Raw genomic sequence first — 16,730 nt, forward strand, 5'->3', positions numbered from 1 at the left:
ACTTTAAAGCTGCTGCGGATTGATTGCGGCCAGTAGCTGCTGGCCGGCTTCGGAAAGCAGCCCCGAATTGTCGATGGTGATGAGCCGGGCCTGTTCTGGAAGTGACAAAGCCGGGCGCCGTGCAAGCCGCGCTTCCATCTGCCGGGAATCTTCGCGGCCGCGCCGCTCAAGCCGGGCGGCCAGAACCATGGGGCTTGCGTGAATGTGGACGAACTGCGTGAACGGATAGCGTTCGAGCGCAGCCGGCGCATGTTGGCGCGACCCGTTGACCACGACCGGCAACCCGCGTGCGAGCCATGCATCGATCTCGACGCCGATGCCATAGTGCAGTCCGAGACTTTCCCAATGCATCGAAAAAACGCCGCTGGCCAGGCGCGCGGCGAATTCCTCATCGCTCAGGGCGACGTGATTCTCGCCGTCCGAAACGGGTCGCGTGATGTAGCGATGCGCGAACATCACCTGCGCGCCAATGCGTTCACGAACGAAGCCGAGCAACGAGTCCTTGCCGGCGCCCGACGGCCCCATTACGTAGATCAATCGACCGGTTTCGATGCTCATTCAAGGGCCTCCGAGTGCGCATTCGCAAAGGGCAGGCGCTGCCATAGAGTGAACGGCGCGCCCGGGTGCGGTTGAACAAAAAGCGCTGCCCCGTGGAAGGGAAGCGGTCCGAGCGTTTCAGCGCGGGTTTGCCACAGCGAGACAATTGCCGCACGCACTGAAGGCGCATCGAGTGCATCGGAGAGTGTCATGTGGAAGCGGAATTCATCGAGCACATAGGGGTAGCCCCATTCATGCAACAGGGTTTGCTGCCGCTCGCTCAAGCCTGACGCCAGGCGGCGTTCGGCATCTTCTGCACAGGGACGCGCACGCAGCGAGGTGAGCGCGTACAACGCGCTGGCCGCCACCCGGCGGATGGATTCGTCGTCATCCGGATGCGTGGCCCGCAACGCGACGAAGCGGCCCATCTCGACCACCGACAAGGGAGCATCGAATTGAGTGATGCGGCTCGCCCACTCGCGAGCCTCCGATAAAACCTGCTGCGGCGTCACACCTTCGGCGGTATGAAAAGGCGCGACGAGCGTTCCGTGCCACCCATACCGGCGCGGTGAACCGGTCAGCACGGCAACGGTCTGCCCGAGTGCGGTGATGGCGGTTTCCTCGGGTGATTCGATTAAGCGTCCGCTCTCTGCATCGCGGCCAAGCCATTCGCAGCCCGCGTGCCACCACGCAGAAGACGCTGGTGGTGCGTAGTACAGCGCGATGCGCGAGCCAGGTGTCCAGGCATTCAAGATGTTGTCGTTCGCTTCGCCGCTCGCTTCGCTACTCATATGCCGTCCTCGACCAGCAATTGCACCCGGTCGGCGGCGAAGTGGGTAATGCCGTATTTAATGGGCACACCGGCTTCGTCGACGTCTACGCTTTCAACCCACATCACCGGTTGCGCGCGATTGATCTGCAAGCGCCGCGCGACTTCCGAGCTAGGCAGGACGCAGCCGATACGGCTCCATTTGCGCGTGTAATCGACTACGCCGAATTCCACCAGCGCCGCGCTGACGCCTTGCACGCCAGCCAGCACGCCAGGAAGGTCGGCGAAGCGCATGGCGGGAAACCAGCTGCGCGCATAGGTCAGCGGCACATCGTCGGAATCATGCCGCGTCTCGATCTCGTACACGAAAGTCCCGGCCCGGATAGAGAGTGCTTTCGCGGCGACCGGATCAGCTTTTACTTTCGCGCTTGAGAGCACCAGTCCCACCGATGCCTGGTTATTGCGCCGCAGGTTCTCGGTAAAGCGCGTGCGCCGCCCGATCTGATAGTCAATTGCGCCCGGTTGTACGAACGTGCCACGGCCTTGTTCGACGCTCACCAGTCCCGTGGCGGCCAACCGCAGCATCGCCCGCCGTACCGTGTGCCGATTGACGTCGAAACGCCGGGCGAGTTCGGCCTCGCTAGGCAGGCGGCCGTCTTCGCCGAAGCTCTTCGCCGTGATCTCCGCCGAAAGAATCTGTTCGATCTGACGCCATACCGCAACACCCGCACCGCGCTCCACGGCTAGGCCCGGCGTACCAGTTTCGTTAGATGTCATGTCGCTGTCATTCCCGTCGGTTTGAATATCGTTTTCGGCATTGTAGTGCGCAGCCGATGGCGGAAATGTGAAAGCAGGGCACTAGACAAGAATTATTATCCGGTTGAACAAACGTCTAGACGACCGGATGACTACTCTAGTACCGTTCAGGCTGGACAGGACGACGAAATCACGGACGCGGTTCGGCTCATCGCGCCCTTTCTTGACGAGGTAAGACCATGAGTACATCTGCGCAGACTCCCGCGCCGCCCGCGCCGCCCGCGCCGCCCGCGCCTTCCGGTCCCGCGACACGGCGGGAGTGGCTGGCCATTTTGGCGCGTACGCCGCGAGCTTGCATGAAGGACGCGCTTGATACGGCGCTGGACGGTGCGTCGCCGCCTGAGTTCGACTGGCTGCGTGCCCCCGATATCGGTCTCGCGATGGTGCGCGGACGGGTGGGCGGCAGCGGGGATGCGTTCAACCTGGGTGAAGTGACGGTGACGCGCGCGACGCTGCGCTTGAGGGTTCGCGAGGGGCGTGCGGCGGTGGGTATCGCGGTGCACATGGGGCGGGACAAGGAGCGCGCGACGCTCGCCGCACTCGCGGACGCGTTGCTGCAGACACCTGCTTTCGAAGCCCGGATGCATGAGCACTTGCTCGCGCCGCTCGCTGCGCGCATCGCAGAAAACCGGGCGCAGAAACAGGCCCGCGCCGCGGGTACCAAGGTGGAATTCTTTACGATGGTGAGGGGCGACTGATGTTACCTGACAATCTTTCAAGCAACCTGCAGGGCGCGGACGCCGCGGGCATCGACCTCGCGACCCTGACCCCCGGCTTCAACGACACCGTCCACGATTCGCAGGGCGTGTTCCGCGCGCTGCTCGACGCGCTGTCCCGGCCCGGCAAGATCGTCTCGATCGATGCCGTGCTACCCGACCTGGATCAGGACGGCAGCACGGCTGCAGCCCACGTGCCTATGGCCGCGTTCGCTGCGCTGCTTGCACTGGCCGACTATTCGACGCCCGTGCTGCTGCAGCATGAGCATCGCGGCTTGAGCGACGCGCTGCGTTTTCATACCGGCGCACCGCTGACGCATGATCACGCGCAAGCGGTTTTCGCCTACCTGCATGATGCCGAATCGATGCCGCCGATCGATGCATTTTCGCTCGGCGATCCTGAGACACCGGAGAACGCCGCCATGTTGTTCATCCGCGTGGATTCCCTCACGGACGGCACGCCGATGACTTGGCGCGGCCCCGGTATCCGCGATTCGCAATCGGTCCATATCAACGGCGTACCCAATTCGTTCTGGAATGAACGCGCGTTGCTGGCGAGCCAGTTTCCTTGCGGTATCGACTGTTATTTTGTGCACGGCGGGTCGGTGATCGGCCTGCCGCGTACAACGCGCGTGGAGGTGGTCTGATGTACGTTGCAGTCAAAGGCGGAGAACGCGCGATCGAGCGTTCGTGGGACTTGCTTAGCGCCAACCGGCGCGGTGATGAAGCGGTCGCGGAACTCAGTGTCGACCAGATTCGCGAGCAGCTTGGGCTGGCGGTTGCCCGCGTGATGACCGAAGGCTCGGTCTACGATGAAGAGCTGGCCGCGCTCGCGATCAAGCAGGCAGCGGGGGATCTTGTGGAAGCCATTTTCCTGCTGCGGGCGTATCGCACGACGCTGCCTCGGTTCGGTTATACGGTGCCGCTCGACACGGAAGCCATGCTGGCGGAGCGGCGCATATCGGCTGCGTTCAAGGACATTCCGGGCGGGCAGATGCTCGGCGGCACGTACGATTACACTCAGCGTTTGCTCGATTTCAGCTTGCTCGCCGAAGGCGGCCCGCGCACGGCCAACGTCACCGCGGCGAGTACGTCAGCACCGCAGCAGGAAGCCATGCCGCGGGTACTTGCGCTGCTCGACAAGGAAGGGTTGATCGAGCAGGAAAAGCAGCAGGCGGATGCACCGGAACCCGGCGATCTCTCGCGTGAGCCCCTGATGTTTCCCGTCGCGCGCCCGGTCCGTTTGCAAAATCTCGCTCGTGCCGATGAGGGTTTCCTGCTGGCTGTCGGCTACGCCACGCAGCGTGGTTATGCGAACTCGCATCCGTTTGCTGGCGAGATTCGTTACGGCGAAGTCGCCGTCGAACTGGAACTTGAAGAGTTGGGATTCGCGGTGGAGATCGGCGATATCGACATCACCGAGTGCCAGATGATTAACCAGTTCGCGGGGAGCGGCGATGTGCCGCCCACGTTCACGCAAGGGTATGGCCTCGCGTTTGGCCACTCAGAACGCAAGGCCATGGCCATGGCGCTCGTCGACCGTGCACTGCGCGCGCAAGAACTGGGCGAGACCGTTTCGTCACCGACGCAAGATGCGGAATTCGTGCTCTACCACAGCGACAATGTGGAAGCATCGGGCTTCGTGCAGCATCTGAAATTGCCGCACTACGTCGACTTCCAGTCCGAACTCGAGTTGCTGCGACGCCTGCGTGCGGGCATCGAAAAAGAAGCGCAACGCGAACAGGGAACCCAAGCGGCGGATCAAACGCATGAAGCGCATGAAGCGCAACCAGAGCCCAGCGAGGAGAACGCCGCATGAATGCGCGTATCGAAGAAAGTGCCATGGCTGAAGGCTATAACTTCGCCTACCTCGATGAACAAACCAAACGCATGATCCGTCGCGCGCTGCTGAAAGCTGTGGCCATACCGGGTCATCAAGTGCCGTTTGCATCGCGGGAAATGCCTTTGCCGTATGGCTGGGGAACGGGCGGCCTGCAGGTGACGTCCGCGATCATCGGACGCAGCGACACACTGAAGGTGATCGATCAGGGCTCCGACGAAACCACCAACGCAGTGAACATCCGCCGCTTCTTTGCGCGCACGGCGGGCGTTGCGACAACCACGCGCACGGTGGACGCGTCCATTATTCAGACCCGCCACCGGATTCCTGAAACGCCGCTGACCGACGCGCAGATCCTGGTGTACCAGGTGCCAATGCCCGAGCCGCTGTTCCGGCTCGAACCTCGGGTGACTGAGTCGCGCAAGCTCCATGCGCTGGCCGACTACGGGCTGATCAACGTGAAGTATTACGAGGACATCGTGCAGCATGGCAGCATTGCGACGACCTACGATTACCCGGTGCTCGTGAACGATCGTTATCTCACATCACCGTCGCCGATTCCCAAGTTCGATAACCCGAAGATGCACATGAACCCCGCACTGCAACTTTTCGGCGCCGGCCGGGAGCGCCGCATCTACGCGATCCCGCCTTATACAAAGGTACGGAGTCTCGACTTCGAGGATCATCCGTTCACCATTCAGCACTGGGATCATGAGTGCGCTTTGTGCGGTTCGCGGGAGAGTTTCCTCGACGAAATGATTGTGGACGACGCCGGCGCGCGCATGTTCGTGTGTTCGGACAGCGACTACTGCCAGGAACGTCGCGCAGCTCAGGAGGACGTATGAATTTTTCGACACCCGCACTTCCGCTGCTCACCGGCCGTGGACTCACGAAGCGTTATGACGGCCGCAGTGGCTGTGTTGATGTGGACATCGATATCTATCCGGGCGAAGTCCTTTGCATCGTCGGCGAATCCGGCTCAGGAAAATCCACGTTGCTGAACGCGCTTGCGCTGCGTACGCCCGTGAATGACGGCGCGTTGCACTATCGATCCGTGGATCACGAACTGCTCGATCTGTTCGCGCTGCCCATGCCGCGCCGCAGGATGCTCGCGCGTACCGACTGGGGTTTTGTGCATCAGAATGCACGTGACGGACTGCGTCACGGCGTGTCGGCCGGAGCGAATATCGGCGAGCCGTTGATGGCGAACGGGGCGCGTCACTACGGACGCCTGCGCGAAAAAGCCTCTGACTGGATGAACCAGGTCGAACTGGATGCCGCGCGTATCGACGAGTTGCCTTCCGCGTTTTCAGGCGGCATGCAGCAGCGGCTTCAGATTGCACGCAATCTCGTGACGAAGCCACGCCTTGTGTTCATGGACGAGCCTACAGCGGGGCTGGATGTCTCGGTGCAGGCGCGGCTGCTGGACCTGCTGCGTACGCTGACAGCCAAGCTTCATCTTGCTGCCCTGATTGTCACGCATGATATTGGTGTTGCACGTTTGCTCGCGCATCGTTTGATGGTGATGAAGGACGGCCGGGTAGTGGAGAGCGGACTGACCGACCAGGTGCTCGATGACCCGCAACATCCCTATACACAGACGTTGGTTGCGTCCGTGCTGCCAGTTTGAGGTAAGAGAATGAATGCCAATGCCGATCTTTCCAATGAGCTTGCATTTGCTGAGCGCGCGGCACTGATGCTGCGCGCGCGAGGGGTCGAGAAGACCTTTACGCTGCATCAGCAAGGTGGTGTGCGCATCGCTGCGCTGGGTGGTGTGTCGCTCGATGTCGAACGCGGCGAGTGTGTCGTGTTGTCAGGGCCTTCGGGCGCCGGCAAGAGCACGTTGCTGCGCTGCATGTACGGCAACTACCTGCTCACGCGTGGCACGGTTGCCATCCGCGATGACAGTCGCACGGCGCAATACCTGTCGCTCTCCGACGCGTTGCCGCACGATGTGATTCGCTTGCGCCGTACGACCATGGGCTATGTGAGCCAGTTTTTGCGCGCTATCCCGCGCGTGTCGTCGCTTGATCTTGTCAGCGAACCGCTGGTCTCTCGCGGCATGAATGAAGAAGAAGCGCGGGACCGCGCTGGCGCGCTGCTTGCACGCCTCAACGTGGCGCGGCGTTTGTGGACGCTGGCGCCGGCCACGTTCTCCGGCGGTGAACAACAACGCATCAATATTGCGCGCGGGCTGATTGCTGAACAGCCGCTGCTGCTGCTCGATGAACCGACCGCTTCGCTCGATGCCGAGAACCGGCAGGTGGTGGCGGATCTCATCGTAGAGGCACGCGAGCGGGGCGCGGCAATCGTCGGTATTTTTCATGACGAGGACACGCGTGAACGTGTGGCCACTCGCGTGATCCAACTCAACGCACCCGCCGGACAGGCGGCAACGGCGGCAACGGCGGCAACGAATACGGAAACCTTGCAGACATGTTGATCAAAAACGCGCGTATCGTCACTCGCGATGAAGAGTTCACAGGCGTAGTACGCGTTGCCGGCGGCCGCATCACCGAGGTGGCGCCCGGCACGACTTCGGTTGCTGAAGCCGAAGACTGGGACGGCGACTACCTGTTGCCAGGGCTTGTCGAGCTGCATACCGACAACATCGAAAAGCATATCGCGCCGCGTCCGGGCGTGTTGTGGAATCACGACGCCGCTATCCTCGTGCACGACGCCCAGGTGGCAACGGCCGGCATCACAACGGTGTTCGATGCACTCGGTATCGGCTCGCGCGGGGGCGTGGGCGTACGCGGCAAGGAGATACAGACCAACTGCGCGCGCTCGATCGAGCGGCTGGCGGGAACCGGCATGCTGCGCGTCGATCACTTCCTGCATCTGCGATGCGAAGTGGCGGCAGCGGACGTGCTCGACGTATTCGAGGGGCTGGTTTCGCACCCGCTGTTGCGCCTCGTCTCCGTGATGGACCATACGCCGGGCCAGCGCCAATGGCACGATCCCGTCCAGTGGCGCCGGTATCAGGAGCGTCACGGCAAATGGACCGACGAACACGCCAGCACGGTGCTCAACGAATTGACGGATGACCAGCATCGGTACGCGCGGGTTCATCGCAGCGAGATCGTTGCGCGTTGCAAAACGCTGGGTCTGCCGCTCGCGAGTCACGACGACACTTCTGTCGAACACGTGCTGGAAGCGGTGGATGACGGCGTGGCCCTTGCCGAATTTCCGACGACGCTGGCCGCAGCGCAAGCGGCGAGGGACCATGGGATTGCGACCATCATGGGTGCGCCGAACGTCGTGCGCGGCGGCTCGCATTCGGGCAATGTATCTGCGCTTGAGATGGCACGTGCGGGGCTGCTCGACATCTTGTCGTCGGACTACGTGCCGTCGAGTTTGCTGACGGCCACGTTCGAACTCGTCGATAAGGCCGGCTGGTCGCTGCCGCAGGCCATTCGCACGATATCGTTGGCGCCGGCCAAGGCGGCGGGTTTGACGGATCGTGGCGCAATTGGCCTGGGACTCAGGGCCGATTTCGTGCGGGTCGCCATGGCGGGCCGCTTGCCGGTGCCCCGTGCTACCTTCCTTGAAGGTAGACGTGTGGCGTGATTGTCTCGTTGATCGGCTGGGGCCGGCTATGTGCCCGTGCGTTTGGGCATCCGGACGCGGCTCGATCGGGCAGTACTTCGCGAATCGAGAAGACGAGTTCATAGTGGACCCCACTGCCATGTACAACGGGAGAAGCCATCGTGCCTGAAGCGACTAAAAGATTTGACGACTGGCTGGACAAGACGCAAGTTGTCCACGACTTGATTACCGCGTTCCCGCTGGCGGCCATGGCCGCTACGCTGAACCGCGAACCAGAGTCGAAAAACGTGCCGCCGTTATGGCACTGGCTCTATTTTTTACCGATTGCGCCATTGTCTGAAACTGGTCCCGACGGTCACCCGAAACGCGGTGGCTTCCTGCCGCCGGTGCCGTTGCCGCGCCGGATGTGGGCGGGTGGACGCCTGACTTTTCACGCGCCGCTGGTGGTGGGCGAACAGGCGACACGCACGTCGACGATTGTGAATATCGAAGACAAGACGGGCCGTACCGGGCGGCTCGTTTTCGTGACCGTGCAGCATGAAATTGAGGTGACCGGCATGCTCAGAATCGAGGAGGAGCACGACATTGTGTACCGTGACGAGCCCGCTCCCGATGCGTCCAGCACGCCGAAGAAAGAGCCAGCCAGGGCGCCCATAGACGAGACCTTCAGTCGCGAGATACCGACCGATCCCGTGCTGCTGTTCCGCTACTCAGCGCTGACCTTCAACGGTCACCGGATTCACTACGATCACCCGTACGTCACGCAGGAGGAGGGGTATCCGGGGTTGATCGTGCATGGCCCGTTGATTGCCACTTTTCTCGTCGATCTGGTGCGCCGCGAGCTGCCCGACGCGAATATCGTGAGCTTTGCCTTCCGCGCGCTGCGCCCGACCTTTGCGCCCAACCCGTTCACCGTATGCGGCAAACGGACGGATGACGGTCGCACTGTCGAGCTATGGGCAAAAGACCATGACGGGTACCTGACGATGCGTGCCACCGCGACGCTCGCTTGACGCTGACACTCCCTAATCTTGGGCGTTGTCTGGGACGTGGCCTGCAGGGTGGAGATAACCCTATTACATCCGGCATGTTGGTCCGAAAGTTCACGACACGCCGGTCAATGCAGCAGCGAGCGTTGCCGGAACGCCCGCGCCGGCTGCTAGCTGCGGCGTTTTATGCCAGTCCGCACAACGCTGCAACGCCTTTCGCAGGTCGGACGTCAAGCCTGTGCCCACCCGCACGCCCGGTTCGATATGCAACGACTTGAGTTCGAAGATCCCTTGCGTGCGATGGGCTTTTGCATCGACCCGTCCAATCAGGCGGCCACGATGCAAGATAGGGAGTGCGAAGTAACCGTATTTGCGTTTTGCAGCGGGCGTATAGCACTCGATCGCGTAGTCGAACCCGAACAACGTGCTCGCGCGCTTGCGGTCCCATACCACCGGATCGAACGGCGACAGCACCGTGGTCACCGTGGAAGCCAGGCGACCGGCGACCACATCGTCCAGCTTGTCCGCCAGGTCACGGTGCACGAACGCATCCGTCTTCCAGTCATCGACTCGCACGGATATCAGCTCACCGGCATCGGCCAGTTCATGTAGCGCGGAGGCGTAGGGACGGCGGGGCATGCGGTAATAGTCCGCGACCCAGTCGGCACGGACGATGCCGAGCGCACGGCAAGCCCGCTTGAGCAGTTCTTGCGGGACCGCTTCGGCAGGCGGCAGGTCGCGCGCGTCATTCCAGTCCGGCAGCACGCGCTCGGTCACATCGTAGATCCGATGAAAATTGCGTCGTTCCGCGACCATCAGTTCGCCGGTCGCGAACAACACTTCCAGATGACGTTTCTCGGGTTTCCAATCCCACCAGCCGCTGCCATTGCCGCCTTCGCGGGCGAAGTCCGCCGAGCGAATGGGGCCGGTCGATCGAATGCGTTCGAGCAGCCGCTCGATGTCGTCGCGATGTTTCGCATGCCAGTCTGCCGCATATTTCCAGCCCATCCCGACAGGATCAAGCATTCGATGCCGCAACAGCCCGTAGTCTTCTATCGGCACAAGGCAGGCTTCGTGTGACCAGTATTCGAACAGGGAACCCTCGGCCAGATGTTCGTCGAGCCATTGCGGTTGATAGTCACCAAGCCGGCTGAATAGAACAAGGTAAGGACTACGAGCGACCACGTGGATGGTATCGATCTGCAACTGCGCCATGCTGCGAATTGCGCCAAGCACGTCCGTTTTTGTCGCCTTGCGGCGCGGCGGCGCAAGCAGTCCTTGGGCTATCAAATGCAGCGTACGGGCGGCCGACAGGGGGATTGTCTTCATGCGGTGAGCTCATCAGCGGAGGCGCGTTGGTCGGATACGTTACCAGAGGACCGGTTTGACCGCGCGGTGGCGAATGCGCGCCCGGCCAACCCTCATACGCAACCCTGTCCCCACCGTCATCTAAGCATTTTCCCCTACACGCAAATCGCTTGACTGCGAAAAAATGGCAACCTACATTTTGATCCTGTTCATACATGTACTTTTTGTAACGGATAGGTAGGTCAGCTTGTTCACTGCTGTAGCACGTCCGCTATTTTTACAACCGGGGGGTATATGAAGCTGGGTCGATACGCTGCGTGTGCAGCGTTGTTGTCGTGTAGTTATGCTCACGCGGATTCTGGCGTGACGCTTTACGGTATCGTGGATGAATTCTTTCAGTACGTTAATACTGGCAATCACTACACCGCTGCTGTCGGATCAAGTTCCGAGTGGGCCAGCCGGTTTGGATTAAAAGGCTCCGAGGATATCGGCGACGGCAACAAGGTCAATTTCCAGCTCGAGAACGGCTTTAATCCGAACGACGGCACATTCGCATCCGCGGGCCTGATGTTTAACCGGCAGGCGTGGGTGGGTTTTTCGGGTAATTGGGGTGAAGTGCGACTGGGCCGTCAAAACTCACCAGTCTTTTACGACCAGGGTTATCTGGATGCATTCGGGGCAGCGACTCAGGCGTCCGGGTTCAGTAACATGATGACCTACGTTGTGCGCACGAGTAATACCGTGTCGTACCAGTCACCGGTCATAGCAGGCTTGCAGGCGGGTGTATATGCCGGTTTTGGCGATGCCGGCGGATTGCGCTCCGCGGGTTCCAGCTATCAGGCCGACCTCCAGTACAACAGCGGGCCGATCGCCGCTGCCGTGGCGTGGCAGGCTGTGAAAAACTCGAGTAATTCCTCAACCGATACCGCCGTTGAGGCTGGAGCGTCCTACACCATCCAGAAGGCAACGATTTATGCCGGCTATGCCGCCAGCAGATGGACGGACATTAATCTGAATGTCGACGTTTATGGTATTTCCGGTAAATATCAATTCACGCCTACCGTATTTGTCGCATTAGGCTATACCGCATTACATGATAAAACTGCCGCCGCCGATAATGCGAATCAAATTGCCGCAATGGCTCAATATGATCTCTCTAAAACGACCAGCGTATATGGCACGGTTTCCTATCTGACCAACCACAACCAGGCCGCTTATACGCTGGCGGGATCGGCGAATCCGGGCTTGCCGCTGGCCTATCCAGGCGCCAATCCTCATGGCATCTCGATTGGCATGTTCCATAAATTCTAGATCTTATTGTTGGCCCAACGTGTACAAACATGTTCATACATGTTCGCTTAAAAGAAAGGTCAACACGATTGGGGGCGCTGCGATGAAAAAACGTTTGAACAATGTGGGCGCCTCGAAAGCGGAAATGGTCGCCGCGGCGATCCAGGACGAGATTTTGACCGGGCGTTTGCCGTACGGCGTGTTGCTGGAAAGTGAGAGTGAGTTGGTGCAGCGGTTCTCGGTCAGCCGAAACACGATTCGCAAAGGTCTCGAGGAACTGATGAACACGGGCCTGATCACCCGCAAGGTAGGCGTGGGTTCGTTTGTCACCTACAACGGCCAGACGCTGGATAGTGCACTCGGCTGGTCAAAGGCGCTTGAAACGGCGGACGGCGGCGCTCAAACCCGGTTGTTGCAAATCAGGATGATCCAGGATGAAAAGCTCGCCGCTGAATTGTCGCTGGAACAGCCTGCATTTATCGCAGTGGACCGACAACGCTTGTTGGCGGACTCGGAACGGCCGATCTCGCTCGAACTGAGCCGGATTCCGTTTTCCGACCGGTTGGCGGATCTGCCGTTGCAAGGGCTGATCGGCGGTTCGCTGAACCAGACCTTGATTGAATACGGAATGGCCGCGGATCACGGCGAAGAATGGGCGGAGGTGATCGGGCTCGATCAAGCCAACGCCGACATCCTGAAACATCCTCCGGGCACGTCGTTCCTGCGCACCCGTCGTCTCACACGCGACAAGAACGGCAACCCGGTCGAATACGTCGTCAGTCTGCTCGACCCCGACTATTTTGGATTGCACCTGGAATTTTGAAAATGCCTGAGGCGGCCGAGCAGGGGCAACTTTGCGCGGGTCTATGCGGCCGTTTGCATACGCGCTAGCTCAGCAGCGGGCAGGGCAGTGGCAACTGAATTGGAAAGGTCCTCGCGTTTGATTATTCACTAAGTTGTATTAACTAGTTACTGCCGCAGCCTGTGCTGCTTGAGTTCAACATGATTGTCGGGAGTCCATGAAATGGCATTGATCGATAAAATATTTAAACGGGCATTGACGTGCGTGATGGCAACGGCCTCCCTGGCTTCGTTCGCCGCGCACGCCGAAGATATTCACGTGCTGAACTGGAAGGGATATGGCACGGACGAGCCTTGGGCGCTCAAGGAATTCGAAGCGAAGACCGGGTATCACGTGGTCAACGACTTCTTCAATTCCGAGCAGGAAATGCTCACCAAGCTGCGCACCAACCCGGGCGCGTACGACGTGGTGATGGTCAACAGTGCGTTCAACCAGCAAGCACGCGAACAAAACCTGCTGCAGCCTATCGATGTAACGGGGATGTCGAACGTCGCGGATCTGAATCCCAAGATGCGCCATTCGCATTTGCTCGAGATCGGCGGCCAGAGCTACGGCATTCCGTGGGTGTGGGGCGTGACATCGTTTGCCGTCAACGACACAAAGATCCACCCTGTTCCGGACACCATCCAGGCGCTGTGGGACCCGGCGTACAAAGGCCATGTCGGCATGCGTGACGACGCAATTGAAGCGGTCCAGTTCGCAGCGCTCGCGACGGGCCAGAATATCAACGACATCAAGAATCTCGATGCCGTGAAGGACAAGCTCAAGGCACTGACAGGTCAACTGAAAACGTTCTGGAGTTCAGAGAACGACTGGAACCAGTACGTGGCGTCGGGGGTGTTTTATATCTCTACGTATTGGAGCGGATCAGCCGCACGTGCCCGCAACAAATTCAACCTTCCGGTCACGTTCGTGATCCCGAAGGAAGGGGCGATCGGCTGGCTGGATTCGCTGTCAATTCCCAAGGGCGCGCATAACGTCGCGGGCGCGAAAGCCTTCATCAACACCATGATCGATCCTGGCTTCTACACGCAGTGGGATTCCCGTGTCGGCGCACCGGTATCGGCGAACCTGAAGGCGGTTGCAGCGTTGCCATCCAATGCGTTCAACCGTGCGGTGCTGGCGAATCCGGCGGTGCAGTCGCGGATCCAGTTCCAGGAGCCGATCACCGACGACAGGCGTAAGGCCTACCTGCAGTTGTGGCAGGAAATCAAGGCCCAGGCCGACTGACGACGTCAAGGAAGTGCCATGAAATTTGTCCTCAGTTCGCCGCAAGGCCGACCGCTGGTTCGCGCCATGACGCTGGCCGGGCCCGCTTACGTGTGGCTCCTGCTGGCGGTGTTCCTGCCTTTATCGGTCATGTTGTTCTACAGCTTCATGTCCGACGTGCCGACGAGCGGCGGCACCTGGTCGCTGACGTTCCAGAACTACCTGACGTTCTTCGATGAACCGCTGTATCGGAAGTTGATGGTGCGTTCACTTGGACTCAGCGCCCAGGTCACGTTGATCTGCACCGTGCTCGGTTTTCCGTGCGCCTACATGCTCGCGAAAGTAATACGCGGACGCACGCGTGAAGCGCTGTTCCTGCTGATCATCCTGCCGTTCTGGAGCAACGGGCTCGTGCGGATATTCTCCTGGAATATGGTGCTGCGCAGCGGCGGACTGGTGGACTGGGTGCTTAATCATCTGTGGCCGTGGACGGTCAACACTGACCTGATGTTCTCTTATCCGGCGATCGTGATTGGACTGGTGCATTCCTACTTGCCGTATTCGGTGCTGACCGCCTATTTGAGCTTGCAGGCGATTGACGACTCCCTGATCGAAGCAGCCCGTTCAATGGGCGCGGGACGCCTGACCATCCTGCGCCGGCTGATCCTGCCTCTCGCCATGCCCGGAATGCTTGCTGGTGCCGTACTGACCTTCGTGCCGGTGGTGGGGGCGTTCATGGAGCCCAGGTTGCTCGGCGGGCGCAAGGGCACGTTCATTGGCACGGTCATCGAGGACCAGTTCGTCGCCGTATTCAACTGGCCGCTTGGCGCTGCATTGTCGTTCACGCTGCTGGCCCTCGTGCTGGCAATCCTGTTCGCCGGCATGCGGCTCTCGCGGAGGAAGGACAAATGAAACAGGACAACACCATCGGGTCAATCGAGCTGGACTCCCCGGACGTCTCCAGCGCGCCGCATACCCCGCGTCGAAGGACGTGGAGCGTGGGTGCAGCGCTTGGCGCGATCGGCTACGGGTATGTCGTGGTCATGATCGGCTTCTTATATCTGCCGATTCTGGTCATGGCGTTGATGTCGGCTAACGCGTCACCGCTCTACGAATTGCCATTTCATTTCACCACGCACTGGTATCAGGCGCTCGCCGAAGACGGTGTGTTGAAGGCGGCAGCATTCAGGAGCATCGGGATCGCGCTGTGGACCACGTTGTTATCCACCATTCTCGGCGTGATGGCGTCGCTGGCTTTCTTTCGATACGACTTCGCGGGCAAGCGTTTCCTGCAAGCCATGCTGTTCCCGCCGATGGCGATCCCGTGGCTGATCACGGGCACCGCGATGCTGATCTTCTTCTTTGCGATTGGTATTGGGCGCGGCTTGCACGCCATCATGCTCGGTCACGTGGCGCTCGCGTTGCCCTACGTGATCATCGTGGTCGGTGCGCGCTTGCGTACGTTCTCACCGGAACTGGAACTGGCCGCCCGATCGCTTGGCGCGAGCGGCTGGCAGATCACGTGGCGCGTGACCTTGCCTGCGATTGCGCCGGGCGTGGTGGCGGGGGCCTTGTTTGCATTCGCTGTTTCGTTCGACCAGTTCGTGGTGTCGTACTTCCTGTCTGACCCGGGCGAGACCACGCTACCGGTGGAAATATATAGCGCAATCCGCAAGGGTTTTACGCCCGAGATCAACGCAATTTCAACCATCATCATTGTCGTGTCGATGGGCACGATGTTGATCGTGTCACGGCTGTATCGATTTGGTGGAGAGCAATAATGGCCGAAGTCAACGTAATCAAGGTATCGAAGCAATATGGCGAATCACGCGCACTGGATGACGTCTCCATCCGTTTCGCGGAGGGCGGCCTCTATGGCTTGCTCGGACCGTCCGGCAGCGGCAAGACGACGCTCCTGCGTATGATTGCCGGCTTTGTGTTCCCGGATAGCGGACAGATTCGCATTGACGACCAGCCGGTCGAACGCTTGCCCGTGGAGCGGCGGGAGATTGGCATGGTGTTCCAGAACTATGCGTTGTTCCCGAATATGAACGTGGTCGACAACGTCGCATTCGGGCTGTCCGTGAGGCATGTGGATAAGACCGAGATCAAGCGGCGTGTGGGCGAGGTGCTGGACCTCGTGCAACTCGGCAGCCTGCACGCACGCCGGATCAATCAGTTGTCGGGAGGCCAACGCCAGCGCGTCGCACTGGCTCGGGCTATCGTGACACGTCCGCGCGTGTTGCTGCTCGACGAGCCACTGAGCGCGCTGGACAAATCGTTGCGTGTGGACATGCAGGTTGAATTGCGCCGGATCCAGCGCGATGTCGCGATCACGACCGTCTTCGTCACGCACGATCAGGAAGAAGCGCTAACGCTGAGTGATCGTGTAGGTATCCTGCGCGATGGAAAATTGATTCAAGAGGGCACTGCACGCGAGCTCTATGATCAACCAGCGAGCGAGTTCGCCGCCACGTTTCTCGGCGATGCCAACATTCTCAATGGTCGACTTGAAACCGGCGGCATGCGCATTGACGATGGCAGCCTGATTCGTTTCGGATCGGGCTCAGCAGTATCCAACCAGACGAAGTGTGCGGTGCGTCCGGAGAAAATCGCGCTTCAACGTGCAACAGGCGAGGCCGCTCCGAGCGCGCATAACCGGCTGACGGCAGAGGTTGCCCATCACGTCTTTGCCGGTGTGAATACAACCTATATGCTCGACTGGTGCGGGCAGCGGCTCAAGGTCCATGTGCAAAACTCTGGCGAAGACCTGATTCCGGTCGGCTCGCAAGTGACGCTGAGTTGGTCACCCGACAGCACGGTCCTGGTTCATTGACTAGCCTTC

General features: G+C 60.4%; 18 protein-coding genes. 14 read left to right on the top strand and 4 right to left on the bottom strand.

What is annotated here, in order from left to right; all coding sequences use genetic code 11:
* Window positions 1–3: 3 nt before the first annotated feature.
* From phnN to phnF, 3 genes are read right to left on the bottom strand one after another with little or no spacing between them, the layout of a single operon-like run.
* Complete coding sequence (gene phnN, locus GSQ93_RS09905) at window positions 4–558, bottom strand: phosphonate metabolism protein/1,5-bisphosphokinase (PRPP-forming) PhnN (RefSeq protein ID WP_158935484.1); 555 nt, start codon at window positions 556–558, stop codon at window positions 4–6.
* A complete protein-coding gene (locus GSQ93_RS09910) occupies window positions 555–1,328 on the bottom strand; it encodes a DUF1045 domain-containing protein (RefSeq protein WP_174254602.1) in 774 nt (257 codons plus the stop codon). Before GSQ93_RS09910 ends, phnN begins: the two co-directional genes overlap by 4 nt.
* Complete coding sequence (gene phnF / locus GSQ93_RS09915; protein WP_158935485.1) at window positions 1,325–2,083, bottom strand: phosphonate metabolism transcriptional regulator PhnF; 759 nt, start codon at window positions 2,081–2,083, stop codon at window positions 1,325–1,327. The genes GSQ93_RS09910 and phnF overlap by 4 nt, the downstream gene beginning before the upstream one ends.
* A 218-nt stretch (window positions 2,084–2,301) precedes the next feature.
* Here phnF and phnG point away from each other — a divergent pair, with 218 nt between their 5' ends.
* The 8 genes from phnG to GSQ93_RS09955 all read left to right on the top strand — a co-directional run bounded on the left by phnG (window position 2,302) and on the right by GSQ93_RS09955 (window position 9,240).
* On the top strand, window positions 2,302–2,820 hold the full coding sequence (phnG, locus tag GSQ93_RS09920) for a phosphonate C-P lyase system protein PhnG (protein ID WP_158935486.1): 519 nt from the start codon (window positions 2,302–2,304) through the stop codon (window positions 2,818–2,820).
* The gene (phnH, locus tag GSQ93_RS09925) at window positions 2,820–3,485 is read left to right on the top strand and encodes a phosphonate C-P lyase system protein PhnH (protein ID WP_158935487.1); all 666 of its coding nucleotides are present in this window, start codon (window positions 2,820–2,822) and stop codon (window positions 3,483–3,485) included. Before phnG ends, phnH begins: the two co-directional genes overlap by 1 nt.
* Window positions 3,485–4,657: a carbon-phosphorus lyase complex subunit PhnI gene (locus tag GSQ93_RS09930; protein ID WP_158935488.1), complete on the top strand. Its 1,173-nt coding sequence runs from the start codon at window positions 3,485–3,487 to the stop codon at window positions 4,655–4,657. Before phnH ends, GSQ93_RS09930 begins: the two co-directional genes overlap by 1 nt.
* Complete coding sequence (locus GSQ93_RS09935; protein WP_158935489.1) at window positions 4,654–5,523, top strand: alpha-D-ribose 1-methylphosphonate 5-phosphate C-P-lyase PhnJ; 870 nt, start codon at window positions 4,654–4,656, stop codon at window positions 5,521–5,523. The genes GSQ93_RS09930 and GSQ93_RS09935 overlap by 4 nt, the downstream gene beginning before the upstream one ends.
* Window positions 5,520–6,308, top strand: coding sequence for a phosphonate C-P lyase system protein PhnK (gene phnK / locus GSQ93_RS09940; RefSeq protein WP_158935490.1), 789 nt, complete (start codon window positions 5,520–5,522; stop codon window positions 6,306–6,308). The genes GSQ93_RS09935 and phnK overlap by 4 nt, the downstream gene beginning before the upstream one ends.
* A 9-nt stretch (window positions 6,309–6,317) precedes the next feature.
* Window positions 6,318–7,121: a phosphonate C-P lyase system protein PhnL gene (gene phnL, locus GSQ93_RS09945; RefSeq protein ID WP_158935491.1), complete on the top strand. Its 804-nt coding sequence runs from the start codon at window positions 6,318–6,320 to the stop codon at window positions 7,119–7,121.
* Window positions 7,115–8,248, top strand: coding sequence for an alpha-D-ribose 1-methylphosphonate 5-triphosphate diphosphatase (locus tag GSQ93_RS09950; RefSeq protein ID WP_158935492.1), 1,134 nt, complete (start codon window positions 7,115–7,117; stop codon window positions 8,246–8,248). The genes phnL and GSQ93_RS09950 overlap by 7 nt, the downstream gene beginning before the upstream one ends.
* A 140-nt stretch (window positions 8,249–8,388) precedes the next feature.
* Entirely contained in the window at window positions 8,389–9,240 is an 852-nt protein-coding gene (locus tag GSQ93_RS09955) for a MaoC family dehydratase N-terminal domain-containing protein (RefSeq protein WP_158935493.1), read from the top strand.
* A gap of 90 nt (window positions 9,241–9,330) precedes the next feature.
* Here the strand turns inward: GSQ93_RS09955 and GSQ93_RS09960 are convergent, their stop codons facing one another.
* Window positions 9,331–10,545: a winged helix-turn-helix domain-containing protein gene (locus tag GSQ93_RS09960; protein ID WP_158935494.1), complete on the bottom strand. Its 1,215-nt coding sequence runs from the start codon at window positions 10,543–10,545 to the stop codon at window positions 9,331–9,333.
* A 273-nt stretch (window positions 10,546–10,818) separates the two neighbouring features.
* On the opposite strand from GSQ93_RS09960, the gene GSQ93_RS09965 reads away from it, so the two are divergent.
* The 6 genes from GSQ93_RS09965 (at window position 10,819) to GSQ93_RS09990 (ending at window position 16,721) form a co-directional block, all read left to right on the top strand.
* Complete coding sequence (locus tag GSQ93_RS09965; protein ID WP_158935495.1) at window positions 10,819–11,835, top strand: porin; 1,017 nt, start codon at window positions 10,819–10,821, stop codon at window positions 11,833–11,835.
* 82 nt (window positions 11,836–11,917) lie between these two features.
* Entirely contained in the window at window positions 11,918–12,637 is a 720-nt protein-coding gene (locus GSQ93_RS09970) for a GntR family transcriptional regulator (RefSeq protein ID WP_158935496.1), read from the top strand.
* Window positions 12,638–12,838: 201 nt separating this feature from the next.
* Window positions 12,839–13,906, top strand: a complete 1,068-nt coding sequence (locus GSQ93_RS09975; RefSeq protein WP_216857597.1) for a PotD/PotF family extracellular solute-binding protein — start codon at window positions 12,839–12,841, stop codon at window positions 13,904–13,906.
* An 18-nt stretch (window positions 13,907–13,924) separates the two neighbouring features.
* Window positions 13,925–14,797 (top strand): ABC transporter permease, encoded by an 873-nt coding sequence (locus GSQ93_RS09980; RefSeq protein ID WP_158935497.1) that lies wholly within the window; start codon window positions 13,925–13,927, stop codon window positions 14,795–14,797.
* The gene (locus tag GSQ93_RS09985) at window positions 14,794–15,666 is read left to right on the top strand and encodes an ABC transporter permease (protein ID WP_158935498.1); all 873 of its coding nucleotides are present in this window, start codon (window positions 14,794–14,796) and stop codon (window positions 15,664–15,666) included. Before GSQ93_RS09980 ends, GSQ93_RS09985 begins: the two co-directional genes overlap by 4 nt.
* Window positions 15,666–16,721 (top strand): ABC transporter ATP-binding protein, encoded by a 1,056-nt coding sequence (locus GSQ93_RS09990; RefSeq protein ID WP_158935499.1) that lies wholly within the window; start codon window positions 15,666–15,668, stop codon window positions 16,719–16,721. The genes GSQ93_RS09985 and GSQ93_RS09990 overlap by 1 nt, the downstream gene beginning before the upstream one ends.
* The last annotated feature ends 9 nt before the right edge of the window (window positions 16,722–16,730 follow it).

Origin of the sequence: Burkholderia sp. S171, assembly GCF_009766085.1 — a bacterium.
In the GTDB taxonomy this organism is placed as follows: Bacteria; Pseudomonadota; Gammaproteobacteria; order Burkholderiales; family Burkholderiaceae; genus Caballeronia.